The organism is Sulfitobacter sp. DSM 110093, from assembly GCF_022788715.1.
GTDB lineage: Bacteria > Pseudomonadota > Alphaproteobacteria > Rhodobacterales > Rhodobacteraceae > Sulfitobacter.
The window spans coordinates 2,371,523-2,397,896 of the sequence record NZ_CP085167.1; the positions used below are offsets into that span (position 1 = coordinate 2,371,523).

Here is a 26,374-nt window from a genome sequence, read left to right on the forward strand (position 1 = left end):
GCTAATCTCCCAGGGCCCAATCGCCACCACGTTTCTGCCGCTGCGGGCGAGCGCCCTTGTATCCGTCATCATCGACTTTGCCACGTTTGCGCAGAGAAATCCCGCGCCTCGCTGCGGCCTCGATCAAGGCGACTTCGATGTCAGTCAGAAGACTGTGAAACTCCACCGGCGTCATGCCTCGCCCCTGCAAAGTTGTAAGATCAGCTGGTGCATATCTTCGACCTTCCACCTCAATCGGCAAGTCCCATGGTTCCTGGTAGAAGAACGGTCGGAGTTGAAGGGAATAGTATGCCAGGCGATCTCGCCATTTGACAAAATGGACAAGGTGCTCCGGGACCTCCAAGTCGCCATAGTCCCGATCTTCCAGTTCCTTCATCAATTTCTTCGTGACGTTCATCTTTCCTCCTGACTTTCAAATGCTGCGTCCAAAATGCGGTTAAGGGAACGAGATACCCCCTGCCCACTCAGGATGCGCACGTTGCGCACCGTTTTCGCATCGCGCCTGACCACGGCTTCTCTCTGATCCAAAACCAATGAGCGCTTCGTTGAAGCCTCCTCGTAGGCTGATCGTTCTGCCGCCAGCTGTTCCTGCGCGGATTTGAGGGCCGCTTCCTTCCTGGCAATTAGCCGCGCCTTCGCCTCGTTCTCCGCCGCCTGGCCTTTGATATGCTGCTGTGCCACACGGTCCGCATTCACAAGCCTCCGAGAGGTTTCATGCAGCTTTTGGCGGTCCTCCCTAAGCCCGAACACTTCCGGTTCTACACGATCTTTCGTGGTCGATTTCTTGCGTTCGGGTGGCATGACGCCATGGAGCTGCATGTTGTCTCTCAAATGCTCAAAGAAGGCATCTTGGAGGGCCGAGCCCTGCGAACGGCGGTCATCGCGTCCAAATCGCTGCTTAGCATGCGCTTTCGAAAACTTGCTGACGCTCGCCTTTTTCACCCTGCGGCCGTCCTTGTAATGAAAGTCGTAGCGGGGGAGGAGAAAGGCATCGACGGTGTGCCTGCCTCTTTCGTCTCGATCGAGGCGCGCGGCAAAGACCGCATCGCCCCCATGGTAGTGGTTTAAGAATTTAACGGCGTGGTGGAGCATAGCGCGCTGATGTTCCTCGTCAGAGCCATCCAGGAGGCCCGTAGGAAACTGCACAAGCGCATGAATGCAAGCAGACCGCCCCGATTGCTTAACCCCCTCCATGTGCTCCCTACGCGCCTTAGAAAGCTCCAAAGTACCTAAAACGAGAGGCTCGACATTTCGTATACGCCTTTGTTGCCCGCTCTCATCTTCCCGCTTACCGTGACGTTCCATGTTCGCCAGGTCAGGGAAGCCGATTGCCCTCTGCCGAACAGCGCCCACACAACCGATCTTTTTAGAACTTATTTCCATTTCACAGAGGTAGGGAATTTTTACCCCTTTCAAAAAGGGTTAACCCGCTAACCCTTTTTCTTACAGAAAAAGGCGGGCCAGCCGTGGGCCTAAGCTGCGCTTTCGCCGTCTGCCTCGATCAACAACGGTCCGACAGTCCACATCACGGCAGTTGCGGGGCGTTTGATGAAACGACCTTTCGGCCATGTTGTGTCCGCATGCTGCATCCGGATCACTATGTCCGTGTAGCCGGGGCGCGATCCTTCCTGAACGAGCATCACTGCAAATGTAATGCCTGTGGCGTTTGCCCAAATTTGCAGTGACGGGCGAAGTCGCCGTTCGACTTGGCGTGGAGTAATCTTCGTCGGGACATAGCCTGTAGGGCATTCATAGCCCTGGTTCGGGCCTATCAGTCTAAATTCTGGCAGGCGTTTCCGGCGATGTAACGGGATTTGCGCCAGGAGGGCACCATCAAAATTTCGCTGACACAAAGCAATCTCGCGCACCTCGATCAGCCCATAGACATCCATGTCTGCCATGGCATAGAAGAAGTCTTCAGCAAAACGCCATGTCAAATAGCGGCCGTTTGACGAGATCTCGAGCTGATCAAACACTCCCGGAAAACATGCAAGTTCTTCCACAGGTTTGCGCAGAAATCGGCTCGATTTCGTCTTGGCTGGGAAGCCCAGCTCCCGAAGCTGAGCGACGAAACAGAAGTGATCTTGCGGGGTGTGAGGCTCGACAAGAATGGTCGGCCATGCTTCTTCTGTCTGCTCCTGAAAATAGATAAGGGCAAAAAGTAGCCTGGCCGCCGGGACGGAAAAGTTCGCCATCTTGATGACCTCGGCTACGAAAGCGGAAATCCGAAACTTGTTGTTATCTGTATTCATTTTTGTATCCTTTCCTAATGGTCAGGAAGTGTGTGCGTCCCACTAAATACAAAAAAAATTTGGCACTTTTCCTGCACCCTTTTATTTCAACCTGCTTATTTTTCCTGAGCACCCGCTACAGAAGGATCTTTTACCGTCGGATGGCGTGCGCTGCGTACTTTCAGAGGTCATATAGGACCATAAGTATCTGAATAAATTATGGAAAAGATTTCAGAAATCTTGAACTCTTGAAATCCCGAAATCCTGAAAAGGCGGACGTAGGGTCTATTTTTGAGCGAACACTGCCCCCCCTGGCTCGCATACGACCACGTCCGATCGTGCCTTCTACGGAAGTGGCCTGCATGCGGCGAGAAAGTTAGTTTTCCTTCCCAGAAACACGAGCGGCTTAAACTGCTCGAAGCCGATTCTGCGCAGCTTGAAAGTCAGAGACCTTCGTCTTCTTGCCAGCTGCAAACGGGCTTTGGATCATCGAAACGTCGATCTCTACGCGCTGAATGACCTCCTGAAGATACGCCAAATCGTGACCATCGCCGCCGTAGTGTTTTAGGTTCACAGTTTCCATCTCGTGACCCATCAAGATGTGCCGTAATTCGCTGTCAGTGCGAGCCTTGATAAGCTCTACGTTGAACTGCGTGCGGAAGCTGTGGAAGTCGATCCGCTTGTCGTAGACCTTGTGCGTTTTGCGGTAGCGGGTGAAGTCCTTGGTGAAGTTCTCAGACAGCGTCTTCCGGTTTTTGCCGCGGGTCAGATGGGGGAACAAGCGATCCTCTCCTTCACGGCGCCGCATAGCAACGAAGTCCAGGAAACCGAGCGCAATAAGGTTCGCGTGGATGGGGATGCGACGCGTTGCCGCCTTCGACTTTAGCCGCTGCCAAGGGGCGCCGACTTTGATGTCAAAGTAATAGATACCGTTTTCACATCCAACGTCATCAGGCCGCAGTTGCAACGTCTCCTCTTCCCGCAACGAATGGTGAACTGAAATGAGCGGGGCCCAGAACATCGGGTCACCGATGTCCGTGGTCTCGCCTTGGAAGACAGGCGTCCGGAACAGTTTAGGCAGCTCATCGCCCCAAATTTTTCGGCTGTTGTCTTCTTGAAGGATCTCGAGGCGTTCGAGCTCACTTTTAGGCCAGATCACGCCCTTCATGAAATTTTGCGTCAAGTAGCCATGGGCAATCAGATACCGGAGAACGCGCTGTGTGTCCTGCATATGCCGATAGACAGTGTTAACGCGGAGCCGCGCAATGCTCTCCTGATGCTCCGCAGCCTCAATGTTGCCCAGGCTTGCGCCAACCTTTTTCAGCTTAGCATGGACGCGAGCTATGTTCTTCTCCTCCAGCAGGTCGATTTCTACCACGATTTCGCGGATTGAGCGGGTCTCGGTCGAAGATTTTCCGTGATTTGCAGGCACTCTTTGGAGGATTGAAAATGCCTCGGTGAAGTCTGCCTTCTTTAGTTCTGAAACCGGCTTGTCGCCGATGATAGCGACAAGCAGTTTGGCGGTGGATTGCAAGTTCGCAAATGAGTTGCGCTTGTAGGAGTCGCCTTTGATCGGGACCGCTGTTTCATCGACATCTTTACCAGCTTTGCCCTGCGACCGGGTCTCCCCATATCGATTGAAGGCCTCAGAAAGCGTAATGGCCGCCTGTTTTTCGGCTTTCGGAGTGGGCGGTTCATCGTCGGCTACTGCAGCAGGCTGAATTACTGAGGGCGTTGGACCCTCCGATGCGGCTATGGCCGTCGTGGTCGGTGCCGGGGTCACCGGCATGGTAGGGGCAATCGGCAGGGTATGCTGCGCCACGGGTGCGGGCGTGGTTTCACCCGCCATGGCGGCCTGAAAGAACGGGCTGGGTGTGGAATAGAAACCTTGGTCACGGCGGGCGCGCTCCATGCTGATATCCAGCAAGACGCGCGTGGCCTCATAGGCCAGAACCATCCAGTCGTTGGAGCCCTCTGCGACCTGGACCCCAAGGCGCTCCGCAGCCGCGCGCAGAGGAGCGCGCGCAACCTCACGATTGCCCAGGAACAGCGCATCGCGCAGAGTCTCCTGCAAAGCCTGCTCACGCTGAACGGCCAATTGCGCCTCTACGCGGGTTCGTTCCGGCGCGATAGCACGCGCATGACCAGAGGCCGCGATCTCAAACCGCACCACTTCAGACAGCAAACGTTGCATCAACCCAGTTTCCATGTTCGTCGCACCCTTCGCGTAGTCGAAGGCGCAGGTGCTGAGCCACGTTAAACGATGGGCCAGCACCTCGGCCTCGCGAAGCACGTGAGTCCGGAGAGAGAAAGTCAGGAACGGGTTTGATTGGTGCTCAGAAATAATCTGGGGGAGGCGACGCCGCCAGTAAAACGACGCAGGACGCCGCTCCAGATGCAGGCATGTTATTGGTTTTCTCAATGCTCCGACTCCCGCGAGGGTTTGTGTAATCGGATGTGACAGAGAATGTGCCCAGAACGACAAAAGCGCCCCGAGTGGAGCGCTTTATCGTTTATTTCCAACCTCTTGGGTGGAAATTGGCTCCGGCGGTAGGGATCGAACCTACGACCAATTGATTAACAGTCAAGTTTTTGCACCTATCCGGGGCTAACGATGCAAAACGTTCATTCCTGAAAAACATGTGGAATCACTTGTATATAGGGCGTTTTCGTCTAACACTCGATAACGCCGGGTAACGCCTCAAATCGGGGGAAATGTTACCCCGGGTAACGCTCGGGGTAACGCCTGAGTCTCGCTCAAGAGGTTGTAGACGACATGGCGAAAGCACTCACCGCAACGGCGATCAACGCCGCCAAGCCCGGCCCGAACCGCCGCGAAATCAGCGACGGCGGGCAAGAGGGCCTCTTCCTGATCGTGCAGCCATCAGGCTCGAAGTCTTGGGCACTGCGCTATCGCTCAGTGGGAAAGCCGGTGAAGCTGACGCTCGGCGCATGGCCCGCCATGTCGCTCGCCAAGGCGAGAGCGGCGGCGGCCGAGGCGCTCGAAGCGGCGAAGTCTGGCGACGATCCCGCCGCAAAAAAGCGCGCCGAGAAGGCCGCCCGGCTCGAAGTTGATCTCTCCGAGCGCGACAAGGTGAAGACGCTAATCGGGCAATACGATAATCTGCGCCTCAAGGGTCTTCGCAGCCGGGCGACGGTGCGCCGGGAGCTCGATCGCTTCGTCGTCGCCGCGTGGGGCGAGCGCGACATTCACACGATCGCCAAGCGCGACGTGATCGACCTTCTCGACGGGATCGCCGAGAGCGGGCGGGCCGTGACGGCGAACCGGGTGCGGGCCTACCTCAACACCTTCATGAATTGGTGCGTCGAGCGCGATATCCTCGCCATGAGCCCGGCGACGGGCGTGAAGCGCGTCGTCAAGGAAGCGAGCCGCGAGCGCGTGCTCTCCGACGACGAAATCCGGTGGCTCTGGCGGGCTTGCGACGAACTCGACCTATGGGGGCCGTTCACGAAGACGCTCTTGCTCACGGGGCAGAGGCTTGGCGAGGTGGCGGGTATGCGCGAGGCCGAGATCACCAGCGCGACATGGCACCTCGACGCCAAGCGCACGAAGAACGGCCGGGCGCACGACGTGCCACTCTCCGAAGCTGCGCTCGATGTTCTGGCGAGCACCATGAAGATCAAGGGCGCGGGCTACCTCTTCACGACGACGGGTGCCTCGGCGCTCTCTAACTTCCATCGGGGGCGGGAAGCCGTCGCCGCGAAGATGGTCGAGATCGCCGCCAAGGAACGCGGCGAGCCCGTCGAGATTCCGCATTGGACCTTCCACGACCTTCGCCGCACGGCGGCAACCGGCATGGCCCGGCTCGGCATCCCCGTTCGCGTCACCGAGGCCGTGCTCAATCACGTCTCGGGCACGGGTGGCGGGATCGTCGCCGTCTATCAGCGCCACGACTACGCCGACGAGAAGCGCGCCGCGCTCGACGCATGGACGCGCTACGTCGTCTCGATCGTCGAAGGCAGGGCCGAGAACGTGATCCAGATTCGGGCGTAAGCGAGTCACACGCGGCGTGAGATATTCCCACCATGTGGCGAACGTGCACCGAACCTTGTGACGCCGTGTGACGAGATGTGACGAGAGTGAACTCGCGAAAATGGACGTGCGAGCACGCGGTATCTCACGCTATCACGGCCGATCGCTCTCGTGCATGATCCTTCTACGGCCGGGCACACCGGCCAAGAGCAAGAAGGATAACGGCTATGGACCGCCCCGAATACGTTCCCGCACCTGTCGCCCGCCGCGAGATTCTCGGCGTCTCTGAAATGACTGTATGGCGTTGGCGGCAAGACCCGTCGCTCGGATTCCCGAGCCCCGTGCGCATTCGCGGTCGCCTTTACTACCGCACCGACGAGCTGCGGGGGTGGATGGAGCGCAATCGGCAATTCGCCGCATAAATGCAAACCTCGCCGGGCTTTAGCGAAACTCGACGCGGCGAAGAAGCAGACCCGAGGCAACCGGGCAAACCAAAATTACCACACGCGGCACAAAGATCGCGAATGAAAAAGAAGCAGCAAATGCAACAGTCCGAAGCCAAAAGTCCGCGCGAAGCGGCACTGGCCTACGCCGCCGCCGGATTCTCCGTGCATCCAGTGCGCGGCAAGCTTCCTCTCACCAAATGGAAGGACGCCGCTACAACTGACCTGACGACAATCAAAGCTTGGTTCGAACGCTGGCCCGAGGCTGGCGTTGCCCTCGTCACCGGCGAGCGATCCGGGCTTTTCGTTGTTGATCTCGACGTGAACAAAGAATCCGGTGAGTGCACGGGTGAAGCGGAGGCCGAGCGCCTCGGGCTGGCCGAGTATTTCAAGGGTGCTCCTATTGCGCGCACTCAATCCGGTGGACGGCATATCTTCTTTCGGGCTGGTGACGATCTCGACAACTCGGCAGGCACGCTCGGCTCGGCTATCGACACGCGCGGCAGGGGTGGCTTTGTCGTGGCAGCCGGATCACCCGGTTATGAGTGGCTTGGGCCGTCGATCGTCGATCTGGCACCGCCGCCGGTGCCTGAAAAGCTCCGCTCAATGATAAAGGCAGCGAAAGCGCGACCCGAGCACGAGACTCCGGCGGTCAACATCGGGCCAATGGCCGCGCTTGCACGGCAACTCACCGCGACGCCGACAAAGGAAGGCGGCCACGCATGGGCCGAGCAAGCCATGCTCGCCGAGATCGGCCGCGTCATGGCGGCGGCACCGGGCACGCGCAATCACACGCTCAACCGGGCCGCCTTCTCGCTCAGTCAAATCGTGGCGGGCGGTAGCCTCGATCGAAGTCGCGTCACCGATGCTCTGGAACGCGCCGCAAGGGCCGCCGGGCTCGACGAGCACGAGATCGCGGCGACGATCGCCTCGGGCCTTGAGGGCGGCATGGCCGCGCCGCGAACCGCGCCCGAGCGGCCGCAAGAGCGAGTCCAGGTATCGCCCTTTGCCGAGCCCGCGCCCGAAGTTCTGGCAAGCCGGAAGGCCGTTCTCGCCTCTAAGATCGTACGCGCGAACGCGGTGCGGCCGCTTCTCTCGTCACCTTACCTCGTCAAAGGCTGGCTCGATCGTGGCGCTATGTCCGTCGTCTACGGCGAGAGCAACGTCGGCAAGAGCTTCTTCGCCCTCTCGATCGCTCACCATGTCGCCAAGGGCGAGAGGTGGGCCGGGTGCCGTGTCGTGGGCGGGCCGGTGTTCTACATTGCGAGCGAGGGCGGTCGATCCTTCGTGAACCGCGTCGCCGCGCTAGACGCGCCTTCCGAGCGCCTCGTCGTGATCCCTGTCTCGATCGACCTTTGCGGCTCGGCCCTTGACGCAGAGGCGGTGGCGGCGCTGATCCGCGACGAGGCCGAGGTGCACGGCGAGCCCGCGTTACTGGTGATCGACACACTTGCGCGCAGCATGGGGCAAGGCGACGAGAACACCGCGCCCGATATGGGCGCTTTCGTGCGCAACGTGGACGTGATCCGCGAGAAAACTTCGGCGCATGTCATGGTGATTCACCACTCGGGCAAGGATCGGGCCAAGGGCGCGCGCGGGCACTCGTCGCTTCGGGCGGCAACCGACACCGAGATCGAGTTGACCGGCGAGTCCGAGATCGTCGTCGCCGAAGCGAAGAAGCAACGCGATATGGCGAACGGGCGGCGCTTCGCCTACCGGCTCGCCGAAGTCGATCTCGGCGAGGATCAAGACGGCGACGCGGTGACGACGTGTCGCGTCGAGCCTTGCGACGTGCCCGAAAAGAGCGCCTCGACGCTGATCTCGCCAGAACAAAGGCGGGTGCTCGACGCCCTCAATATCTTCCTTGTCGAGCGGGGCGTGCCAAATCCGGGCGGCGAAGGTTGGCCCGAGATCGGTGTGCGCAAGGTAGTCGATCTGGCCGAGTTCAAACGATTTGCCGCCGCACGCGAGCCCGACGCCGACGAACCGAAGAAGGCGTCGCGCCGGGTGCGCGACATGCTGGCCAAGCTGATCGCGAAGGGCGTCGTTTGTTGCAATGACGAAAGGCTTTGGATCGTCGCAAAGCACGGGAACGCGGGAACGTGAGGGAACGCGCGTGCCCGTGCGTTCCCTCACGTGCCCTTGCCGTGACGGGAACGCGACGCGACGCGCCCCCTATAAGGGGGCGTCGCGCGTTCCCTGCGAGCAGTCAGTGCGGCGCGGTGTGTCTTGGTGTGGTGATCTTTTTACAGAATTGCCGATAGAGGCGCTTGCCGCTCTCATGGCTGGCGGGATCAACAGAAAGGAACCTGACCATGACTCGAGCCGACAAACTGCACGCCGCCGAACGACTGCGCGAGATCGCCGCCGACTTCGAGCGGAAAGCGGCCGAGCTTGAAGCCGAGGCACTCGAAGGGAGCGAGGTGGCGATCGAGGGCCGTGACTGACAACGCGAGGGGCGTGGGCACGCCGTGCCCCTCGACCAATCAACAACAAGAGCACGAAAGGTGCCGACACATGAAGACGAACTCACCCTAACTCACCCTACTCGGGGCACGCTCTGCCTCGCCTCTTGGCCTCTAGCGGATCGCCCGAGCGCAACCTCTGGCTTGCCGTCGTGGCACTCGCCGTCCAGAACGACGAGCCCGATCGCCTCGTGCGATGGTTACGCTCGGCCGAAGGGCGCGAGATTTGCGCCCTCGCTGGCCTCTCGCCCGAGTGGGTTGAGCGGCGGTTCGAGCAAGGCGAGGGCCTCGTGCAACGCGGGCTCGCCGCGTGATACGCGAGAAAATCTCTCGGGGCTAAGGGGGCGTGACCGCATGGGATAGTCGAAATTGTGTCTGGTAGAAATTCTTGATTGCTCTAATCTTTCGCATCGGGCTCGCTAGCGAAGTTTATCTTCAAGGCACCTAAGCGTATTTCTTTCCCCCCATCCAAGTAAGCTCTGACTTTGATGAAGCCGGTATTGGCCATGGGCAAGGGAGACCAATGACAGGGAAAGGTCATTGAAATCAATCTTTCCTCGGGCTCGCCTTCTTGAGAACCACCAACAATATCTTCAATCTTCTCTTCTTCAGCCTCCACCTCGGCCGCCAGGATTTCCGACACTTCGTCACCCTCCTCTTTTAACACTCTGAGTTTCAGAGATTTAAAGGGCAGCGCGGTTGGGATGCGTATATTTACGAGAGCCGCAAAAGATGGCAGAAGCCCCGGCGGGGGGCCGTTAAAGTTCATTTCACTTGAGTAGCAACCTACAAGCGTAAGTTTGCCATTTATTTCGTGACGAATATCGTCGCAGAAGATAGTTGTTCCATACGGCTCGACAGTCACGAAGCAATTCTCTCCAGATTGAACTTTTGATTAGGGCTGATCGTACCCTTCGGGGCTGACCTAGCGCACTCCACCTGAACGTTAATTAATTTTTCTTTCGATATGGTCCAATTAGTCTTTTCTGAAACCTTTTTATCAAGAAATTCTATTGATACGTCCTTATCCAAAGCATACGCGAATTCAGCGATTGAACGTGCGGTGAGATTGGCGCTTCCCTTTAGACGGCGGTTTACAACTGATCTATCAACACCGAGAACTTCAGCGACCTCTTGCTGTGTCTTTCCAGACTCAATTAGCGCCTTCTGAATTACTTTCTGCAGACGTGAAATGAATCGGGCCGACTTCCGAGATTTCGGGTCAATCTTTAGTTGATATGACATCTGTGTAGCTCCCGCTCGTTATGCACTTAGGCTCGTCAAGTTGCATCTGATTTCGCGCAAATGCCGTTTGCGCAATATATCTGCCATAGCTGGCCTGAACCTCAATCTGATCTTTGCTGTCACCGTGACAACAGATAAAGGCATCTTTTTGTGGCACCCAGCCAAAAACTCTGACTTCGTCCGTCTTAAACTCCCAAACATGATGGTCTGGGGTCCAAGTTAGCTTCTTAAACCGTTTATCCGTGGAGAAGTAATCACCCGCCACGTATTCGGCAAACACCGCAAAGATTTGTTCCAGCGGTGACAGGTCCGCGTAGAGCGCATTGTGGCCCAACGCTGGAAGATCGTCCTCAAGCCATCTGAGGAAATCCATTGTTCCATATAGTGCCCTCCACGGGAGTTCTTCTGGTTCCAGAGGGTCGATGCGGTCAAGGACGCCCGACTCACATAACTCTATCAGCGTTGCCATATATATCAACAAATGCTTTCTGCAAGGTAAATACTAAGGAAACCTAGCTGCGGATAACTGCTTCGGCAACGTTAGAGTGGTAATGAGTGCGCGAGCATCCGGCATAGTTGTGGGCGAGTTGCACGCCGCCGTCTATGAATAGCTCTAACCAAAAACTAACAAAAACGGATTAACCGGGACAGGACCCTACAAAATGACGGCACATGCCCTCGCCAAACGGCTTCGTATAAATTTCGGCCTTGGAATAAACGCAAGCTATCGAGCTGCACTCGTTGTCGCGCACGATCACGGTCTCATCGATTCGTCAGGGCGACGCAGCTCCTACGAGCTTAACGTAATTGCAAAGGCTGAAACGATTTTGTGCGCTTGCGTAGCTGGTGGTGGGCTCACCAAAGACCTAAATACCTTTCTGGCGGGTGCCCGTGCGTCTGGTGTCGCGGCACGGCTCGGAGAGCTTCTTGATAAGCCCGAACGCCTAGCGGCATCGCAATTCCACTTCGACGCGCAAGGCCGTGCGATACGCATCTTTGCCGACTTCGAAAAAGCGGTACTAGCCTTAGAGGTCTTCGCCGGTGGCCCCCCGGACGGCGGCGCGCGCATCCTCAATGGCGCGAAACTTGTCGAGGTGCTAGCCGAATAAACGAATAGGCGGGGATATGGCCGGACCGCCGTGGGTCCGCAAACTCCGAGGGTGCCTCGCACTTCCCCCCTCCACCATCGGAGTGGCACGGAAAACCCCAACGAAAAGAGTGCACTAAGCGCCAAAAGGACCCCCAAGCATGCAAAAACTTCGCGAACTCCGCGCCGCTCTCAAGGCCAAGACTGACGAAGCGCGGGAACAAATTAACGACGCTGAGAAGTTCGCCGCCGTTGATCTCGAAATCCGCGCCATTGGCGATCAGATCGAACGGGCCGAGCGCCTCGAAGAGATCGAGCGAAATGTCGAAGGCCGTTCGCTCTCCGAGCCCGGCACCGAAGGCGCAACGGAATGGCGTTCGATCGCCCGTGGCGAGACTCGCGCCATGACCGTTGCCTCGGACGGCGGCGCAATCGTGCCCGAACAACTGGCGAGCCAAATTCAGAACCGGGTGCGCGATATCAGCCCGATCCGCTCGATCGCGAACGTCGTAAACGTGTCGAGCGCCGACTTCACGATTCCGGTGAACGTGCGCGGCTCCGTCTCCCGCTGGTCTGGCGAGAGCGGCGATCGCAACCCGGAAACCGCGACGCCGACGATCCGCGCCGTCAAGCCGACCTTTGGCGAGGTGAACGCCTTTCCGGTGGTGAGCAATCACCTGATCGACGACTCGGCCTATGACGTGGGCGGCTTCATTGTGAACAATGCTGCGAGCGACTTCGCCGAAGCCGAGGGTGCGGCCTTCATCGGCGGCAACGGCACCGACAAACCGACGGGCTTCCTCGCCGTCGTGCCCGAGGCCGCCGACGACGCAACCCGCACGGCTGGTGCTCTGCAATTCGTCGAGACGGCGGCCGTCTCCCTCGTGACCGCCGACGATCTTGTCGATCTCGTCTACAAGGCACGCGTGGGCTATCGAGCGAACGGTGTCTTCGTGATGAACTCGAAGACGGCTTCGATCGTGCACAAGCTCAAGGACGCCGACGGCCGCTTCCTGTGGTCTGACAGCCTCGCCGCCGGGCAACCGCCGCGCCTTCTCGGCTATGCCGTCGTGATCGCCGAAGATATGCCCGACGTGGCAACGGGTGCCTTCCCGATCGCGTTCGGCGACTTCAAGGCGGGCTATACGATCGCCGATCGCACCGGCGTTCGCTTGATCCGCGACGAGGTGACTCGCAAGGGTTTCACCGGCTTCTACCTTTCGAAGCGCGTGGGTGGCATCGTCACCGACGACGCCGCGATCAAGCTGATGAAGGTGAAGTAACATGCGGGGGCACGCTGACATTGAGCGGCGTGCCCTCGAACTCCGCGCCGTTGAAGGCGGCCGGATCGAGGGTTACGCCGCCGTCTTCAATTCGCCAAGCCATGACCTCGGCGGCTTCGTCGAGACGATCGCACCCGGTGCCTTTGCCGCCTCGCTCAAGCGGGCCGACGACGTTCTCGCGCTTTATCACCACGACACTCGGGCCGTGCTCGGCCGATCGACGGCGGGCACGCTGCGCCTCAAAGAAGACCCGAACGGACTTTTCTTTGCGCTCGACGTGGCGAACACCTCGGCCGGGCGTGACGTTCTGGAATCTGTGGGGCGTGGCGATATCACCGGCGCGAGCTTCGGCTTTCGTGCGATCCGTGATCGCTGGTCGCACAAGGGCAAGCCCGCCAAACGCGAGCTTCTCGAAGTCGAGTTGCTCGACGTAACGATCACCCCTTCGCCCGCCTATCCCGCGACCGTCGTTTCCCGGCGCTCGCTTGACGCAATCACCGAGGCCGAACGCCGTGCCCGGTATCTGGACCATATCGGGGGCTATTACCGTGGGAATCACTGACCTCTTCCGCCGTCACCAAGTCGAGACGCGCTCGAACGAGACGCTCGCCGCCCTTGGCGCGCATTGGCTAGGCACGCCGAGCACCAAGTTCCCGGCCGAGCAACTCGCCGTCACCGCCGCTTGCGTCGCCGTGATCTCGGGCCAATTGGCGGGCTTGCCGGTGCGCGTCTATCACTTCGAGGGGGATACCCGCCACGAGGCACCGTCGCACCCTCTGGCGCGGCTTGTGCGGCGCGGGCCGAACCTCTGGCAGTCGTGGCCCGACTTCGTGGAATGGATGGCGGCAAGCGCGCTTCTTCATGGCAACGCGCTCGCCGAGATCGTCGCCGATCGGGCGGGCCGTGTCGTCGAGCTTCGGCCGATCCGGTGGGGGCTCGTGCGCGTCGAACTCGTCAATCCCGGGCGCGTGATCTATCATGTTACGGGCGACGATCTTTCGGCTCCGATGGGCACGACGCGGCGCTTACTCGCGTCCGAAGTGCTGCACCTTAAAGCCCGCACCGACGACGGCGTGATCGGCGTCGCACCGCTTCGCCGGGCTATGGCGGCCGCTGCGCACGCCGTGGAAACCGACGCGCATAGCAAAGCGATGTGGCGCAACTCCGATCGGCCCTCGGGTGTGCTCATGCACGAGAAGAACCTCTCGGAAGGCGCTGCGAAGCGGCTCAAGGAATCCTTCGTCGCCCGTTACGGTGGCGAGAACCGGGGCGCACCGGCCGTGCTCGAAGAGGGGCTCAAGTTCGAGAGCTTCCCGACGATCTCACCGGAAGACGCCGAAATTCTTGCCGCCCGCCGGTTCTCGACGGAAGAGATCGCCCGCGCCTTCGGCGTGCCCGCGCCGCTTGTCGGCATCCTCGATCATGCGAGCTTCACGAACTCTGAGACGCTCTTGCGGCACTTCGCGCAAAGCACCTTGGCGCATTGGGCGCGCAAGCTGGAAACCGAGCTTTCCCGCTCGACCCTGACCGAAGCCGAGCGCGAGACTTACGAGATCGACGTTGACCTCTCGGGACTCCTGCGCGGCGATCATGCCGCGCGGTGGGCGGCGCACAAGATCGCGATCGACGCGGGCGTGCTCACGATCGACGAGGTGCGCGAGGTAGAGGGCTGGTCGCCGCGCGGTGAGCCCACCACGGGCGAGGGCATGGCATGAGTGCCTATACGAAGATCGCCGAGCATCTCTCTATTGAAGAGGCGCTCGTGAGGGCGGTGGCGTGGGAATTGCGCGCCGCCGGGCTTGCCAGTGGACACCGACGCCGCGTCCCGCCCGAAATCGTGCGGCGAATCCGCGAGCTTGCGGCCGTCGGCCTAAACGCTCGGCAGATTGGCGAAGTCGTCGGCTACTCGCGGGCGTGTTGCGACTCGATCATGCGAGGGGCGACGCACAAGCGCGTTGCGTGAGCGTGCAACCTCGAAGAACACGAGCCCGTCGGGAAACCGGCGGGCTTTTCAATGCGAAAATGCGTTACCCCAAACGTTACCCCGAGCCCAAAACGACGAAAGCCCCCGAAGGGGCTTGTTCGCAAATCACTGATTTAACAGGAAGATTTGGCTCCGGCGGTAGGGATCGAACCTACGACCAATTGATTAACAGTCAACTGCTCTACCGCTGAGCTACGCCGGAATGCCTATGTCTGTCTGGTGAGCAACGCTACCGGACAGCCGCTCTTTAACTTGGGCGGTCCGGGGTGTGCAAGGGGAATTGGGCACGAATATCGAATTTTTTCGTAAATTTCTCCGCCACAGCGAAAATGCTCAGTTTGACGAATGGCGACAGACATCTGCAATCACAGATGTGTGACAATCCCCCCTTCCCCGCGCTTCAGGCTGGACGGGTTACGCCAACTGCGATTGATACTCGCTCATCTTTCGCAAATCCTAGCACTACAAAGGAAAAATCATGACCTTCCTCACCCCCTACCGGCCGCAAATCCTGTCGCTACTCCGCATCATGTCCGGGCTTTTGGTGCTGCAGCATGGCACAACGAAGATCCTCGGCTTTCCAGCCAGCCAGATGAGCGGCGTTTCGATCACGTCGATGGGCGGCATCGCGGGCGTTATTGAGCTGATCTTTGGCGTTTTGCTGGTGGTCGGCCTTTTCTCAAGATTGTCGGCTTTCATCCTCAGCGGCTTAACCGCAGCCGCCTATTTCATCGCGCATATGCCGCAGGGGTTCTATCCGATGCTGAACGGCGGAGAACTGGTGGCGCTTTACAGCTTTGCTTTCCTCTATCTCGCGGCCGCAGGTCCAGGTCCTTGGTCGGTCGACGCGATGCGCGACAAGGGCTGAGGCCGGATATGAAAAAGGCATGGCCCGTCTGGGGCCATGCCTAACACTGCTACAGGTTTGAGTGCGTTTAGAACCCCGCAGCCTGCCCATCTTTGCGCGGATCGGAACCGGCGGAATAGCCCCCTTCGGGCAAGCGCTGCACCAATTGCGCGCCGCCAAAACCAAAAGCGTTATCGGGCGCTTCGACATGGATTACATGGCCCAGATCACGCAACCCTTGCAGCAATTCTGGCTTCATCGCCGGTTCGCAGGCGACCTCTAGCCCAGACAGCATTCGCCAGCGCGGCGCGTCGGCTGCAACCTGCACGTCTTGGCCCCAAAGCTGGGTGCGCAGCAGCAGTTGCATATGCCCTTGGGCCTGAATCGGGCCGCCCATCATGCCATAAGCCATCAGCGGCTGACCGTTCGTCATGGCAAAACCGGGGATGATCGTATGGAAGGGGCGCTTGCCGCCTGCCACGATGTTCTGGTGCCCGGCCTCGGTGGTGAACCCAAAGCCCCGGTTTTGCATCGAGACGCCCGTTCCCGGCACCACTACGCCTGATCCAAAGCCCGCGTAGTTTGACTGGATAAAGCTGACCATCATGCCAGAAGCATCGGCCGTGCTCATCAAGACTGTACCGCCCTGTTTCGGCGCCCCTGCCCCGAAATCCTGCGCTTGTGTGGCCGAGATTAGTGCCGCACGGGATTTCAAGTACGCGGGGTCGAGCAGCGCCTTTTCATCCACCTCGGTCATCGCCGGACGATCGGCGACATAGGCATGCAGGTCACTGTAGGCGAGCTTGCACGCCTCGATCTGAAGGTGGACCGACATGAGATCGTCGGGACCGTGGTCGCGAATTTCACTATGCTCTAGAATGCCCAAAGCCATAAGCGCGGCGATCCCCTGCCCGTTTGGCGGGATTTCATGCAGTTCCACGTCGTCGAAGCTCTGGCTGATTGTCCCACACCATTCGGGCGCATTGGCGGCCAAGTCCTCCATGGTCATCGCACCGCCATTGGCCTTGGCATGGGCGACGATCTCTTCGGCGATTTCCCCTTCGTAGAAGGCGCGGCCGTTCGTTTCGGCAATCAAGCGCAGGGTACGCGCAGCACCGGGGTTACGGAACCGCTCACCCGCACGCGGGGCGCGACCTTCTGGCAGGAACGTCTCAGCAAAGCCCGGCTGTTTGCCCAGAACCTCAGCCCCGCGCGCCCAGAGCGTGGCAATCGTGGGCGAAACGAGAAAACCTTCCTCGGCGTAGCGGATCGCCGGGGCCAACACCGTCGCCAGATCAAGCTTGCCGAATTTCTCCATCAGTTCGACCCAAGCGCTGACCGCGCCGGGAACGGTAACACTGTCCCAACCATGCTCAGTCATACCATTGGGGAAACGCTCAGGCGACCAAGCCGCGGGCGCGCGACCCGAAGCGTTCAGTCCGTGCAGCTTTTCCCCGTCCCACAAAATGCAAAAAGCGTCAGAGCCTAGCCCGTTGCCTGTCGGCTCCACCACCGTCAGCGCCGCGGCGGTGGCAATCGCGGCATCCACCGCATTCCCCCCCTGCTGCATCATCAAAAGCCCGGCCTGCGTGGCCAAGGGTTGTGAGGTCGCGACAACATTGTCTGCAACCACGGGGGAACGGTGGGACGGGTAGATTGGATCGTGACGAAGCATAGCTGTCCTTTGCTAAGGTAAGGCCAGCGGCACGGTTATTCCGGCCGCCTGCGGCGTTGCCGGCAGACTGAACCCGAATGCATCTGCATGCAACTGCTCTGCAGCGCTAATTCCAAGCAGTTGGCAATTTGATTTCTGTGAACGAGATGATGTGCCGCTCTAGCCGGGCTTCCCGCCGTGATTGCGCATTTTCAGACGTAACAAGGTTCGATGATGGCGAAAGCTATGCTCACAATGAGAGGGGGTGAAAACCATCACCCAGATAGCCCAGAGGCGGCTTTCCCCTCGGTACTGCCATGCCCTTGCACAAAGCGACTGATCGGCATCCGAAAAGATGCAATTATGAAGGATACGAGACCAATCTCTAACGTTAACCAACATTCAGAACCTCTCTTTCGCATGGCATCAGGGCATTTACATGCCCTACTGCCAGAATCTGGTCCCCCGGGTAGGTTAATGCTCATCAAAAATTCTGCCGAGAATAAGGCGGAGGGTGGCTAAAACCATGCCGCGCCTTTGTGTAAGCTTTGCGATAGGAGCGTACGCTGGGTAAACTGCCTCGGGTATCTGGCAGTTTCTTCATGGCAAACACTGGTAAGTTTATCGCCAAGGCAAGAGTGTGACAGTTGGCTGAGACCAAACAACGCTACGCTATCTGGACAGCGTTAGACGATGATGCCAAGATACCAGAGTTATTTTCACCCCCACATTTTAGATCATCAGGCTTTTTAAAGCCCGCACTTTCACGACCCTATTATTACGACCAAGGATAAAAACAGCCTATGCCAGAGAACCTGCTTATTTATGCACCGGTTCCCCTCTACGCCTCTGCCGAAGGTTTTCTGCAGGAAGATCAAGCCTGCAACGGCCTGCGATTATGGGCGGAAAATTTTGAGACCGTATCGGTCATGATGCCCGTGCTAACCGGGGTGGCACCCCCCAGTTGGCGCCCCATAAGCGCGGTTGGTCCTAATTTAGAGCGTATTAACGTTATTCCCCTTCCCACCGCCTATCGACCCGATAAGTTTTTCCAGCATCTTCCATCCACGTCCCGCCTTATCCAAAAGCAGATCAAAAAGGCAGATTATCTTTCCCTCTCCATCGGTGGGCTGTTCGGCGATTGGGGGTCGGTATCATGCCACCTCGCCCATAAGATGGGCAAGCCATATGCTATCTGGACGGACCGGGTGGAATCGGAAGTGGTCCGCCGCACTGCTCATGTTGGAAACTGGCGCCAGCGGTTGCGTGCGCGCGCGACCCACCGTCCGATGTTCGCCTTGGAAAAGCATCTTATTCGGCGATCTTCGTTGGGGCTGTTCCATGGCAAAGAGACCTATGACACCTACGCCCCCTATTGCCACAACCCGCAGATTGTTCACGACATTCATATACCCAAATCTGATCACATTGATGCCCAAGGTTTAGATGAAAAGCTGGACTCGATAGTGAAAGACCCTCTCAAGATCGCTTATGTCGGCCGGGCTGATGCCATGAAAGGGTCGATGGACTGGATCACAGTCATAAAGAACCTCGCCGCTGCGGGCGTGGATTTTCAGGCAAGCTGGCTTGGTGATGGCCCCGATCTGGCAGCGATGCGTGCTCAGGTCACCGAAGCGGGCTTGCAGGACCGCGTCAAACTGCCCGGCTTCACAGACGATCGTTCCGAAGTGCTGAAATGCTTGCGCGATGCTCATATCGCTATGTTCTGCCACAAAACGCCTGAATCACCCCGCTGCTTGATCGAGGCGCTGGCCTCAGCCGCACCAATTGTTGGTTATGAGGGGGCTTTTGCGCGCGATCTCATTTCAGCCAAAGGCGGCGGCGTATTGTCTGGTTTGGGGGATACAGCGGAGTTAACTAGAAACATAATGACCCTCAATGATGATCGACAGAAACTATCCCAGTTGGCCAGAGAAGCGGCTGTGGCTGGGTTAACCTATGACGATGAAACGGTCTTTGAGCACCGCAGTGAGCTTATTCGTCGGTATCTATGAGTTGTGGAAGAACCGCGGAAGGATGGGAAAGCAGCAAGACGCTGGGGGGGGCACGTTCATCTGTAGACATAGGCGCTGCGGCAAAGCGCATATGGATCAATGGCCGGACTTTTTCAACTCGTGGCTACCACCCCACGTTATCGTGGATTGCAATGCGTATCCACGTCAAGCGCAATGACATCCCTGATGTTAAGGGAATGACCTAGGACGCGTGAAGGACCAACAGGGGAATAATGATGGCGGTTTAAAGCCCAGTGGCGGAGACGAAGGGATTCGAACCCTCGAGACCCTTCCGGGCCTACTCCCTTAGCAGGGGAGCGCCTTCGACCACTCGGCCACATCTCCGTCGACCCGTTTAGAGAGGTCGCGCCCGAGTGACAAGGCGAAATTGGCCATAAAATCTGCATTTTCTGCATCTAATTTCGTCTGGCCAGAGAGTCGCGGCTTGCGAACGCCTATCCCTAAAAAATCGAGCGTTGCACCACAGGAGTAACGCAATCGTCTCTCCATCAACTCGCCGTTTCTTTCCTTCTATGCACCCTCTGTAGCATGCCACACGGGAGCGTGAATGACTTGTGAAAGCATGAGAGCCTGAAAACAAGGCGTTGTGAATAAACAATAAATTCAACACCGCCTGACGTTCCCTCCCCATAATTCCCCTCGGATGGGAGCAAACTTGCCGCAGTGCCGAAACTTTCTCGCTCCGGGCGCCGTTACTTCACCACAAACGATGACATCGCAATGACGCGATCTTAGAGAAACCTGAAGGAACACATTATGAAACTTATCCTAACAACAGCCGCCGCCGCTTTGATCTCCACCGCAGCCGTTGCAGATAACTCCACTCGCTACAACGACATCTTCTTGGATACCTCCAATGATGCGGGCGAAGTGTATGGCAACAGCGACCGCATGCAAGATGCAGACGAGTCGACCAAAGCCAACGACATCATGCTGAACACCGCCGACAACGCGAAAAACGATGACACTGTTATGAGCAGCCGTAATGCAATGAGCAGCCCCGGCGAAGGTTACCCCTATGGCGGGTTCGGTCCGGGCAACGACAGCAAATAAGCTGAAGACGTTCCAATTGAAAAACCCGGCAGCGCAAGCTGTCGGGCTTTTTGTTTTCCAGTCAACTGAACGGCGCGATCAAGCCACGCCGCAGATCACCTATTAGGTGTTGAAAAGGAAGTGCAGCACGTCGCCATCCTTGACGATATAGCTCTTACCTTCAGCACGCATCTTGCCAGCCTCCTTGGCCGGGCCTTCGCCGCCAAGGCTTACAAAATCATCATAGGCGATGGTTTCGGCCCGGATGAATCCCTTTTCGAAATCTCCGTGAATCACACCGGCGGCCTTCGGAGCAGAAGTGCCGGATTTGATCGTCCAAGCGCGCGCTTCCTTGGGGCCGACGGTGAAGTAGGTCTCGAGATGCAGCAGTTCATAGCCCGCACGGATCAAACGATCGAGACCGGCCTCTTTCAGCCCCATCTCTTCGAGGAACATATCGGCCTCTTCGGCCTCTAGCTGGCTGATCTCTTCTTCGATTTGGGCCGAAATTACGACATGTGAATTGCCCTGCGCTGCGGCCATTTCGGCAACTTTCGCAGAATGCGCGTTGCCTTCTGCGGCTTCCGCCTCGCCTACGTTGCAGACGTAAAGTACCGGTTTCGTGGTCAACAGTTGCAGCATCCGCCATGCTTTGGTGTCATCTTCGTCCACCTCAACCACGCGCGCGGGGTTGCCCGCTTCAAGCGCTTCGAGCGCCATACGCATCAGGCGTTCTTGCTGCACCGCCTCCTTGTCACCGCCACGCACCTTGCGCACGATGTTCTGGAGGCGTTTCTCGATGCTCTCAATATCCGCCAGCATCAACTCGGTGTCGATGGTTTCGGCATCTGCCACCGGGTCTACGCGGCCTTCGACGTGAGTTACATCTCCGTCTTCAAAGCAGCGCAGCACATGGGCGATGGCATCAACTTCGCGAATATTGGCAAGGAACTGGTTCCCCAATCCCTCCCCTTTCGAGGCGCCTTTGACCAAACCGGCGATATCAACAAAGGTCATGCGCGTGGGAATGATGCTTTTTGATGCCGCGATCTCGGCCAACTTGTCGAGCCGCGCGTCGGGCACGGCCACCTCGCCGACATTGGGCTCGATGGTACAGAACGGAAAATTCGCCGCTTGCGCCGCTGCGGTGCGGGTCAGCGCGTTGAAAAGGGTCGATTTGCCGACGTTCGGCAGACCGACGATGCCCATTTTGAAACCCATGACGATACCCCTATAAAAGCTGCGCGTGTGTTAGGGGTAAGGACCGCAAAGCGCAAGGCTCAGCGCGCGCGTCGGTCCTGATGCGCCTGATAGATCAAGATCCAAGCCAGCAGGATAAACATCGGATGTGTCAGCCCGCCAGAAAAGATGATCGCGGGCAGCCAGATCAGGAACACGACGATAGATAGTATCGGCCGTCCGATCAGCAGGATCGACAGCGGCGGCAGAAAGAGGGCGAGCACATAATTCATGGGATATGAGATAGGCGCAGCTTTGCCAAATGGAAGGGTGAAAGACGCAGCCTAAGCATGAATAGGCGAAATTTGCCATGTCCCACCCTCTCTACGGATTGATTTTCACCGCCACATTCGGCATTGCCGAGGAAAGCACCAACAAAGGCCAGAAGCATGACCCGTATCGACGCCAAATTCGAAGACCTCCGCGCCCGCGGCAAAAAGGCGTTTGTGTCCTATGTGATGGCCGGCGACCCGGATTTCGACCGCTCCCTTGAGATCGTGCGCGGCCTGCCTGCCGCCGGGGTGGATATCATCGAACTTGGCCTGCCTTTCACCGATCCAATGGCCGACGGCCCCACGATCCAGCTTGCCGGTCAACGCGCCCTCGAAGCGGGGATGACCCTGAACCGCACGCTGGAAATGGTCCGCGCCTTCCGCAAGAATGACGACACGACGCCGATCGTGCTGATGGGCTATTACAACCCGATCTATTCCATGGGTGTTGAGAAATTCCTAACCGAAGCCAAAGACGCCGGGATCGACGGGTTGATCGTGGTTGACCTGCCGCCCGAGGAAGACATCGAACTGTGCCTGCCCGCACAGGATGCTGGCCTGAACTTCATCCGCCTTGCCACGCCTACAACCGATGACAAACGCCTGCCCCGCGTGGTGCAAAACACCTCTGGCTTTGTCTACTACGTCTCGATCACCGGCATCACCGGCTCGGCCGAGGCGAATGCCGCCGATGTTTCGCCCGAAGTGTCGCGCATCCAAAAGGCCAGTGGACTGCCCGTGATCGTGGGTTTTGGCGTGAACACCCCCGAAAAAGCCCGCGCCATCGCGGAGGTGGCCGACGGTGTGGTGATCGGCTCGGCCATCGTGAACCGCATTGCTAACAGTGACAGCCCTGAGGATGTTTTGGCCTTCGTCAAAACCCTCGCCGACGGGGCGCATTCAGCATAAGAACCTGACGCCAAAGACAGCATCCAAAGCCCGCGCCGCCTGATTGGCCGCGCGGGCATTGTTGTTATGCCGTTCACAATTGCCAAGTCCCCCGCCAGTTGCTACCAAAAGTTAACTCATTCAGCAAAGGTGGCCCATGCCCGTCATCACCAGCATCGACGATCTGAAACGTATATACAAACGGCGCGTGCCGCAGATGTTCTATGATTACGCGGAATCGGGCAGCTGGACAGAGCAGACCTTCCGCGAGAACAGCAGCGACTTTGACCAAATCCGCCTGCGTCAACGCGTGGCGGTTGATATGTCGGGCCGCAGCACAGCAACGCAGATGGTCGGCGAAGATGTCGCCATGCCCGTGGCGCTCGCCCCCGTGGGTCTAACGGGCATGCAATGCGCGGATGGGGAGATCAAGGCCGCCCGCGCGGCAGAGGCCTTTGGCGTGCCTTTTACCCTGTCGACCATGTCAATCAACTCCATCGAAGACGTGGCCGAAGCGACGACAAAACCCTTTTGGTTTCAACTCTATACCATGCGCGATCAGGATTATGTCAGCCGTCTGATCCAGCGCGCTAAGGATGCGAAATGCTCGGCCTTGGTCATCACGCTTGATCTGCAAATCCTTGGCCAGCGGCATAAAGACCTGAAAAACGGCCTGTCGGCCCCGCCCAAACTAACGGCTAAGACTATCGCCAACCTTGCCACCAAATGGGGCTGGGGAATTGAGATGCTTAGCGCCAAGCGGCGGCATTTTGGCAATATCGTAGGCCACGTCCACGGTGTAACCGACAACGCCGATCTGGGCGCATGGACGGCAGAGCAGTTTGACCCCGCCCTTGATTGGGACAAGATCGCCAAGATAAAAGAGAAATGGGGCGGCAAAGTGATCCTCAAAGGCATCTTGGATGCGGAGGACGCGCGGATGGCGCTGAAGGTCGGAGCGGATGCGATTATCGTCTCCAACCACGGCGGGCGACAGTTGGATGGTGCGCTAAGTTCGATCCGCATGCTGCCCGAAATCCTCGACGCGGTGGGCGATCAGATCGAAGTGCACCTCGATGGCGGGATCCGGTCGGGTCAGGACGTGCTCAAAGCCATGGCGATGGGCGCAAAAGGCACCTACATCGGACGCGCGTTCATCTATGGGCTGGGCGCGATGGGGCAACCGGGTGTCACACGGGCGCTTGAGGTGATCCACCGCGAGTTGGACCTAACCATGGCGCTATGCGGTGAGACACAGGTCGCCAACCTTGGACGCCATAACCTGTTGATCCCACGGAACTTTGGCGGCGATTGGCAGGAATGGCCGCGTGATCCGGCCAAATGCTGATCTTTCTCAGCCGCGAACTGACCTTTCTCGCCACACCGAAAACCGGGACCACCGCCGTGGAAATGGCGTTAAAACCGGCAGCGGAAATTGTTTTTTCGCGCAATCGTAAACACTTGACTGCGCAGCGCTACAGAAAGCGCGTGCTGCCGTTTTTGCAAGATACCTTCTCGGCCTCGCCCGAACCGCTGGCGGTGATGCGCAATCCGGTTGCGCAAATCCGCAGTTGGTATCGCTATCGCAGCCAGCCGCGCCTTGATGGTACAAAGCTCAGCACCAAGGGGCTCACGTTTGAGCAATTCGTGCTTGAGGTAATTTCTGACGCGCCACCGCCGCGCGCGCAGATCGGCAGCCAGTTTTCCTTTCTGACCTCCGGCCAGGGTGCGCTGCTGGTGCACCATCTCTTTGCCTATGAAAGCCAACCCGCCTTTCGCGATTTTCTAAAAAATCGCTTGGAGCGTGAAATAGCATTCAAATCCAAAAACGTCTCTCCCGATCTGCCCGCACCGCTTTCCGCTGCTGTCGAAGCACAACTGCGCGCCGCCCGGTCGCAGGAATTTGCGCTCTATGATCGGCTCCTGGCCGCTGATGGTTATCTGCTAACGCCGCAGTAATAGCAGGGCCCCCTGCCCTTTTGCCCTTTCCAGCCAAGCAAAACCGGTCTATACGCGCGGCTTCACGCGGGAATACAGCCTTGGAGGATTCCCGCCCTAATCAATTGGAGACTAAAATGGCCGGAGAGATTCCTGATCTTGAAGCCCAGGTACGTACGGGGACAGGCAAGGGCGCCGCTCGTCAAGCACGTCGTGACGGCATGGTTCCTGGTATCGTATTTGGTGGCGACAACGACCCGCTGCCGATCAATATCCCTTTCAACAAGCTGCTGACCAAGCTGCGCGCAGGCCGCTTTAAAGCGACCCTGTTCAACCTTAAGGTTGAAGGCCACGACGACGTTCGTGTGATCTGCCGCGACGTTCAGCGCCACGTTGTCAAAGACCTGCCCACGCACATCGACCTGATGCGCCTGAAGCGGACAACCAAGATCAACCTGTTCATCAACGTCGAAGTCAAAGGCGAAGAAGAATGCCCCGGCCTGAAAAAGGGTGGCGTGCTCACTCTGGTTCGTCCGGAAGTTGAACTGGTCGTTACAGCGGCAGACATCCCCGAGTATGTGACCGTGGACATCACCGGTCTCGAAATCGGCGACAGCGCAACCATCAGCCGTGTTGACCTGCCCGAAGGCGCCAAGCCCACAATCGATCGCGACTTTGTTGTCGCCACGATTTCGGCTCCTGCCGGTCTGTCCGCGTCGGATGACGACGAGGACGAAACTGCGGCAGACGAAGTGCCAACAACCGAAATGGGTCCGCCCGACGGTGAAGAATAAGCATCAGCCGCTAGGCAATGCTGGAACGGGGTCGCATCACGCGGCCCCGTTTTGCGTTTAAGGGGTGATTTTTTTCAAAAGAAATCACCGCGGAATTTTCGAAAAAGCCCGGCACACAGCAGGCCATTCCATCCCCCTGCCCCGCTTGTTAAACTGCCGCGAAACCACAGGAGACCCCGCCCATGAAACTGATCGTCGGCCTCGGCAATCCGGGTGCGAAATACGCCCGCAACCGCCACAATATCGGCTTCATGGCGCTGGACCGTATCGCGGATGTCCACGGCTTTGCCGCATGGAAAGGCAAGTTTCAGGGCAGTGTCAGCGAGGGGCGCTTTGGCTCTGACCGGGCGGCGCTGCTTAAGCCCGAGACCTTTATGAACAACTCCGGCCAATCGGTGCAGGCAGCGATGAAGTTCTACAAAATCGATGCGGGCGATGTGATTGTTTTCCATGACGAATTGGACCTCGCCCCCGGCAAAGTTAAATGCAAAACTAGCGGTGGCCATGCGGGCCACAACGGCCTGCGCTCTATCCATGCGCATATCGGCGCGGACTATGACCGCGTACGCATGGGCATCGGCCACCCCGGCCATAAGGATGCGGTGGCGGGCTATGTCCTGCGCGACTTCCCCAAAGCAGACGAGGGTTGGCTTGATGATGTGCTGCGGGGGATTTCAGACGGCGCTGCTGATCTGGTTCGGGGTGACACGGGGCGCTTTATGAATGCCGTGGCCCTGCGCGTGGCCCCGCCGCGCTCAGGCACCGGCAGCAAGGGTCCGCAAAAACCTGCCGAGGCAAAGCCTCAAGCCGCTTCCGCCAAACCTGCAACACCCGAACCAGAGGCAGAGGCCCAATCGCCGCTGCAAAAGCTGATGGACCGCTTTCGCTGAGCGGCCCAGCCTGACGCCCAGCCTGACGCAATGTCGGGCTGGCCCCCGCCCC

Annotated in this window: 27 protein-coding genes and 3 tRNA genes; 17 read left to right on the forward strand and 13 right to left on the reverse strand. The window is 58.5% G+C overall.

Annotation, left to right across the window (positions count from 1 at the left end):
* Position 1: 1 nt before the first annotated feature.
* From DSM110093_RS11620 to DSM110093_RS11640, 5 genes are all read right to left on the reverse strand, one after another.
* Complete coding sequence (locus DSM110093_RS11620; protein WP_243265234.1) at positions 2 to 397, reverse strand: hypothetical protein; 396 nt, start codon at positions 395 to 397, stop codon at positions 2 to 4.
* The gene (locus DSM110093_RS11625; RefSeq protein ID WP_243265235.1) at positions 394 to 1,092 is read right to left on the reverse strand and encodes a hypothetical protein; all 699 of its coding nucleotides are present in this window, start codon (positions 1,090 to 1,092) and stop codon (positions 394 to 396) included. The genes DSM110093_RS11620 and DSM110093_RS11625 overlap by 4 nt, the downstream gene beginning before the upstream one ends.
* Before the next feature lie 380 nt (positions 1,093 to 1,472).
* Positions 1,473 to 2,252: a hypothetical protein gene (locus tag DSM110093_RS11630; RefSeq protein ID WP_243265236.1), complete on the reverse strand. Its 780-nt coding sequence runs from the start codon at positions 2,250 to 2,252 to the stop codon at positions 1,473 to 1,475.
* Between the two features lie 385 nt (positions 2,253 to 2,637).
* The gene (locus DSM110093_RS11635; protein WP_243265237.1) at positions 2,638 to 4,524 is read right to left on the reverse strand and encodes a site-specific integrase; all 1,887 of its coding nucleotides are present in this window, start codon (positions 4,522 to 4,524) and stop codon (positions 2,638 to 2,640) included.
* 246 nt (positions 4,525 to 4,770) lie between these two features.
* Positions 4,771 to 4,838: transfer RNA gene (locus DSM110093_RS11640), tRNA-Ser, on the reverse strand.
* Positions 4,839 to 5,007: 169 nt separating this feature from the next.
* Here DSM110093_RS11640 and DSM110093_RS11645 point away from each other — a divergent pair.
* The 4 genes from DSM110093_RS11645 to DSM110093_RS20895 all read left to right on the forward strand — a co-directional run bounded on the left by DSM110093_RS11645 (position 5,008) and on the right by DSM110093_RS20895 (position 9,115).
* Positions 5,008 to 6,246, forward strand: a complete 1,239-nt coding sequence (locus DSM110093_RS11645) for a site-specific integrase (RefSeq protein WP_243265238.1) — start codon at positions 5,008 to 5,010, stop codon at positions 6,244 to 6,246.
* A 206-nt stretch (positions 6,247 to 6,452) separates the two neighbouring features.
* On the forward strand, positions 6,453 to 6,647 hold the full coding sequence (locus DSM110093_RS11650) for a helix-turn-helix domain-containing protein (RefSeq protein WP_243265239.1): 195 nt from the start codon (positions 6,453 to 6,455) through the stop codon (positions 6,645 to 6,647).
* A gap of 102 nt (positions 6,648 to 6,749) precedes the next feature.
* Complete coding sequence (locus DSM110093_RS11655) at positions 6,750 to 8,774, forward strand: AAA family ATPase (protein ID WP_243265240.1); 2,025 nt, start codon at positions 6,750 to 6,752, stop codon at positions 8,772 to 8,774.
* A 209-nt stretch (positions 8,775 to 8,983) separates the two neighbouring features.
* Complete coding sequence (locus DSM110093_RS20895) at positions 8,984 to 9,115, forward strand: hypothetical protein (protein ID WP_279290851.1); 132 nt, start codon at positions 8,984 to 8,986, stop codon at positions 9,113 to 9,115.
* A 415-nt stretch (positions 9,116 to 9,530) separates the two neighbouring features.
* Here the strand turns inward: DSM110093_RS20895 and DSM110093_RS11660 are convergent, their stop codons facing one another.
* The 3 genes from DSM110093_RS11660 to DSM110093_RS11670 are packed head-to-tail and all read right to left on the reverse strand — an operon-like array spanning position 9,531 to position 10,847.
* Complete coding sequence (locus DSM110093_RS11660) at positions 9,531 to 9,998, reverse strand: hypothetical protein (RefSeq protein ID WP_243265241.1); 468 nt, start codon at positions 9,996 to 9,998, stop codon at positions 9,531 to 9,533.
* Positions 9,995 to 10,378, reverse strand: coding sequence for a helix-turn-helix transcriptional regulator (locus tag DSM110093_RS11665; RefSeq protein WP_243265242.1), 384 nt, complete (start codon positions 10,376 to 10,378; stop codon positions 9,995 to 9,997). The genes DSM110093_RS11660 and DSM110093_RS11665 overlap by 4 nt, the downstream gene beginning before the upstream one ends.
* On the reverse strand, positions 10,356 to 10,847 hold the full coding sequence (locus DSM110093_RS11670; RefSeq protein ID WP_243265243.1) for a hypothetical protein: 492 nt from the start codon (positions 10,845 to 10,847) through the stop codon (positions 10,356 to 10,358). The genes DSM110093_RS11665 and DSM110093_RS11670 overlap by 23 nt, the downstream gene beginning before the upstream one ends.
* 193 nt (positions 10,848 to 11,040) lie before the next feature.
* Here DSM110093_RS11670 and DSM110093_RS11675 point away from each other — a divergent pair, with 193 nt between their 5' ends.
* The 5 genes from DSM110093_RS11675 (at position 11,041) to DSM110093_RS11695 (ending at position 14,711) form a co-directional block, all read left to right on the forward strand.
* Positions 11,041 to 11,487: a hypothetical protein gene (locus tag DSM110093_RS11675; protein WP_243265244.1), complete on the forward strand. Its 447-nt coding sequence runs from the start codon at positions 11,041 to 11,043 to the stop codon at positions 11,485 to 11,487.
* A gap of 139 nt (positions 11,488 to 11,626) precedes the next feature.
* On the forward strand, positions 11,627 to 12,748 hold the full coding sequence (locus DSM110093_RS11680) for a phage major capsid protein (protein ID WP_243265245.1): 1,122 nt from the start codon (positions 11,627 to 11,629) through the stop codon (positions 12,746 to 12,748).
* A gap of 1 nt (position 12,749) precedes the next feature.
* On the forward strand, positions 12,750 to 13,310 hold the full coding sequence (locus DSM110093_RS11685; RefSeq protein WP_243265246.1) for an HK97 family phage prohead protease: 561 nt from the start codon (positions 12,750 to 12,752) through the stop codon (positions 13,308 to 13,310).
* Positions 13,297 to 14,463 carry a phage portal protein gene (locus DSM110093_RS11690; protein ID WP_243265248.1) on the forward strand — a complete coding sequence of 389 codons (1,167 nt, stop codon included), beginning with the start codon at positions 13,297 to 13,299 and terminating at the stop codon, positions 14,461 to 14,463. Before DSM110093_RS11685 ends, DSM110093_RS11690 begins: the two co-directional genes overlap by 14 nt.
* A complete protein-coding gene (locus tag DSM110093_RS11695; RefSeq protein WP_243265249.1) occupies positions 14,460 to 14,711 on the forward strand; it encodes a hypothetical protein in 252 nt (83 codons plus the stop codon). The genes DSM110093_RS11690 and DSM110093_RS11695 overlap by 4 nt, the downstream gene beginning before the upstream one ends.
* 148 nt (positions 14,712 to 14,859) lie before the next feature.
* On the opposite strand, the gene DSM110093_RS11700 is transcribed toward DSM110093_RS11695, so the two are convergent.
* Positions 14,860 to 14,934, reverse strand: a tRNA-Asn gene (locus tag DSM110093_RS11700).
* Between the two features lie 276 nt (positions 14,935 to 15,210).
* Here DSM110093_RS11700 and DSM110093_RS11705 point away from each other — a divergent pair.
* The gene (locus tag DSM110093_RS11705; protein ID WP_243265251.1) at positions 15,211 to 15,600 is read left to right on the forward strand and encodes a DoxX family protein; all 390 of its coding nucleotides are present in this window, start codon (positions 15,211 to 15,213) and stop codon (positions 15,598 to 15,600) included.
* Between the two features lie 67 nt (positions 15,601 to 15,667).
* Here the strand turns inward: DSM110093_RS11705 and DSM110093_RS11710 are convergent, their stop codons facing one another.
* Positions 15,668 to 17,254, reverse strand: coding sequence for a gamma-glutamyltransferase family protein (locus DSM110093_RS11710; protein WP_243265252.1), 1,587 nt, complete (start codon positions 17,252 to 17,254; stop codon positions 15,668 to 15,670).
* A gap of 782 nt (positions 17,255 to 18,036) precedes the next feature.
* Here DSM110093_RS11710 and DSM110093_RS11715 point away from each other — a divergent pair.
* The gene (locus DSM110093_RS11715) at positions 18,037 to 19,248 is read left to right on the forward strand and encodes a glycosyltransferase (protein WP_243265253.1); all 1,212 of its coding nucleotides are present in this window, start codon (positions 18,037 to 18,039) and stop codon (positions 19,246 to 19,248) included.
* A 255-nt stretch (positions 19,249 to 19,503) separates the two neighbouring features.
* On the opposite strand, the gene DSM110093_RS11720 is transcribed toward DSM110093_RS11715, so the two are convergent.
* A tRNA-Ser gene (locus DSM110093_RS11720) sits at positions 19,504 to 19,593 on the reverse strand.
* Positions 19,594 to 20,025: 432 nt separating this feature from the next.
* Between DSM110093_RS11720 and DSM110093_RS11725 the strand changes: the two genes are divergently transcribed.
* Complete coding sequence (locus tag DSM110093_RS11725) at positions 20,026 to 20,322, forward strand: hypothetical protein (RefSeq protein WP_243265254.1); 297 nt, start codon at positions 20,026 to 20,028, stop codon at positions 20,320 to 20,322.
* 102 nt (positions 20,323 to 20,424) lie between these two features.
* Here DSM110093_RS11725 and ychF read toward each other — a convergent pair whose 3' ends face one another.
* The gene (ychF, locus tag DSM110093_RS11730; RefSeq protein ID WP_243265256.1) at positions 20,425 to 21,522 is read right to left on the reverse strand and encodes a redox-regulated ATPase YchF; all 1,098 of its coding nucleotides are present in this window, start codon (positions 21,520 to 21,522) and stop codon (positions 20,425 to 20,427) included.
* A gap of 59 nt (positions 21,523 to 21,581) precedes the next feature.
* The gene (locus tag DSM110093_RS11735; RefSeq protein ID WP_067261693.1) at positions 21,582 to 21,773 is read right to left on the reverse strand and encodes a hypothetical protein; all 192 of its coding nucleotides are present in this window, start codon (positions 21,771 to 21,773) and stop codon (positions 21,582 to 21,584) included.
* A 156-nt stretch (positions 21,774 to 21,929) separates the two neighbouring features.
* Between DSM110093_RS11735 and trpA the strand changes: the two genes are divergently transcribed.
* The 5 genes from trpA to pth all read left to right on the forward strand — a co-directional run bounded on the left by trpA (position 21,930) and on the right by pth (position 26,322).
* Positions 21,930 to 22,721 carry a tryptophan synthase subunit alpha gene (trpA, locus tag DSM110093_RS11740; RefSeq protein WP_243265257.1) on the forward strand — a complete coding sequence of 264 codons (792 nt, stop codon included), beginning with the start codon at positions 21,930 to 21,932 and terminating at the stop codon, positions 22,719 to 22,721.
* 136 nt (positions 22,722 to 22,857) lie between these two features.
* A complete protein-coding gene (locus tag DSM110093_RS11745; protein WP_243265258.1) occupies positions 22,858 to 24,048 on the forward strand; it encodes an alpha-hydroxy acid oxidase in 1,191 nt (396 codons plus the stop codon).
* A complete protein-coding gene (locus tag DSM110093_RS11750; RefSeq protein WP_243265259.1) occupies positions 24,042 to 24,659 on the forward strand; it encodes a hypothetical protein in 618 nt (205 codons plus the stop codon). The genes DSM110093_RS11745 and DSM110093_RS11750 overlap by 7 nt, the downstream gene beginning before the upstream one ends.
* 116 nt (positions 24,660 to 24,775) lie before the next feature.
* On the forward strand, positions 24,776 to 25,432 hold the full coding sequence (locus tag DSM110093_RS11755) for a 50S ribosomal protein L25/general stress protein Ctc (RefSeq protein ID WP_243265260.1): 657 nt from the start codon (positions 24,776 to 24,778) through the stop codon (positions 25,430 to 25,432).
* A 182-nt stretch (positions 25,433 to 25,614) separates the two neighbouring features.
* Complete coding sequence (pth, locus tag DSM110093_RS11760) at positions 25,615 to 26,322, forward strand: aminoacyl-tRNA hydrolase (RefSeq protein WP_243265261.1); 708 nt, start codon at positions 25,615 to 25,617, stop codon at positions 26,320 to 26,322.
* Positions 26,323 to 26,374: the final 52 nt, after the last annotated feature.

Bases quoted from the DNA above. Each gene is read 5' to 3' on its own strand.
- DSM110093_RS11745 (WP_243265258.1), top strand. From the start codon at position 22,858: ATGCCCGTCATCACCAGCATCGACGATCTGAAACGTATATACAAACGG.
- ychF (WP_243265256.1), bottom strand. From the start codon at position 21,522: ATGGGTTTCAAAATGGGCATCGTCGGTCTGCCGAACGTCGGCAAATCG.
- DSM110093_RS11680 (WP_243265245.1), top strand. From the start codon at position 11,627: ATGCAAAAACTTCGCGAACTCCGCGCCGCTCTCAAGGCCAAGACTGAC.
- DSM110093_RS11705 (WP_243265251.1), top strand. From the start codon at position 15,211: ATGACCTTCCTCACCCCCTACCGGCCGCAAATCCTGTCGCTACTCCGC.
- DSM110093_RS11625 (WP_243265235.1), bottom strand. From the start codon at position 1,092: ATGCTCCACCACGCCGTTAAATTCTTAAACCACTACCATGGGGGCGAT.
- DSM110093_RS11665 (WP_243265242.1), bottom strand. From the start codon at position 10,378: ATGTCATATCAACTAAAGATTGACCCGAAATCTCGGAAGTCGGCCCGA.
- DSM110093_RS11685 (WP_243265246.1), top strand. From the start codon at position 12,750: ATGCGGGGGCACGCTGACATTGAGCGGCGTGCCCTCGAACTCCGCGCC.
- DSM110093_RS11725 (WP_243265254.1), top strand. From the start codon at position 20,026: ATGAAACTTATCCTAACAACAGCCGCCGCCGCTTTGATCTCCACCGCA.
- DSM110093_RS11695 (WP_243265249.1), top strand. From the start codon at position 14,460: ATGAGTGCCTATACGAAGATCGCCGAGCATCTCTCTATTGAAGAGGCG.
- DSM110093_RS11750 (WP_243265259.1), top strand. From the start codon at position 24,042: ATGCTGATCTTTCTCAGCCGCGAACTGACCTTTCTCGCCACACCGAAA.
- DSM110093_RS11675 (WP_243265244.1), top strand. From the start codon at position 11,041: ATGACGGCACATGCCCTCGCCAAACGGCTTCGTATAAATTTCGGCCTT.
- DSM110093_RS11710 (WP_243265252.1), bottom strand. From the start codon at position 17,254: ATGCTTCGTCACGATCCAATCTACCCGTCCCACCGTTCCCCCGTGGTT.
- DSM110093_RS11755 (WP_243265260.1), top strand. From the start codon at position 24,776: ATGGCCGGAGAGATTCCTGATCTTGAAGCCCAGGTACGTACGGGGACA.
- DSM110093_RS11715 (WP_243265253.1), top strand. From the start codon at position 18,037: ATGCCAGAGAACCTGCTTATTTATGCACCGGTTCCCCTCTACGCCTCT.
- DSM110093_RS20895 (WP_279290851.1), top strand. From the start codon at position 8,984: ATGACTCGAGCCGACAAACTGCACGCCGCCGAACGACTGCGCGAGATC.
- DSM110093_RS11645 (WP_243265238.1), top strand. From the start codon at position 5,008: ATGGCGAAAGCACTCACCGCAACGGCGATCAACGCCGCCAAGCCCGGC.
- pth (WP_243265261.1), top strand. From the start codon at position 25,615: ATGAAACTGATCGTCGGCCTCGGCAATCCGGGTGCGAAATACGCCCGC.
- trpA (WP_243265257.1), top strand. From the start codon at position 21,930: ATGACCCGTATCGACGCCAAATTCGAAGACCTCCGCGCCCGCGGCAAA.
- DSM110093_RS11670 (WP_243265243.1), bottom strand. From the start codon at position 10,847: ATGGCAACGCTGATAGAGTTATGTGAGTCGGGCGTCCTTGACCGCATC.
- DSM110093_RS11655 (WP_243265240.1), top strand. From the start codon at position 6,750: ATGAAAAAGAAGCAGCAAATGCAACAGTCCGAAGCCAAAAGTCCGCGC.
- DSM110093_RS11620 (WP_243265234.1), bottom strand. From the start codon at position 397: ATGAACGTCACGAAGAAATTGATGAAGGAACTGGAAGATCGGGACTAT.
- DSM110093_RS11650 (WP_243265239.1), top strand. From the start codon at position 6,453: ATGGACCGCCCCGAATACGTTCCCGCACCTGTCGCCCGCCGCGAGATT.
- DSM110093_RS11735 (WP_067261693.1), bottom strand. From the start codon at position 21,773: ATGAATTATGTGCTCGCCCTCTTTCTGCCGCCGCTGTCGATCCTGCTG.
- DSM110093_RS11630 (WP_243265236.1), bottom strand. From the start codon at position 2,252: ATGAATACAGATAACAACAAGTTTCGGATTTCCGCTTTCGTAGCCGAG.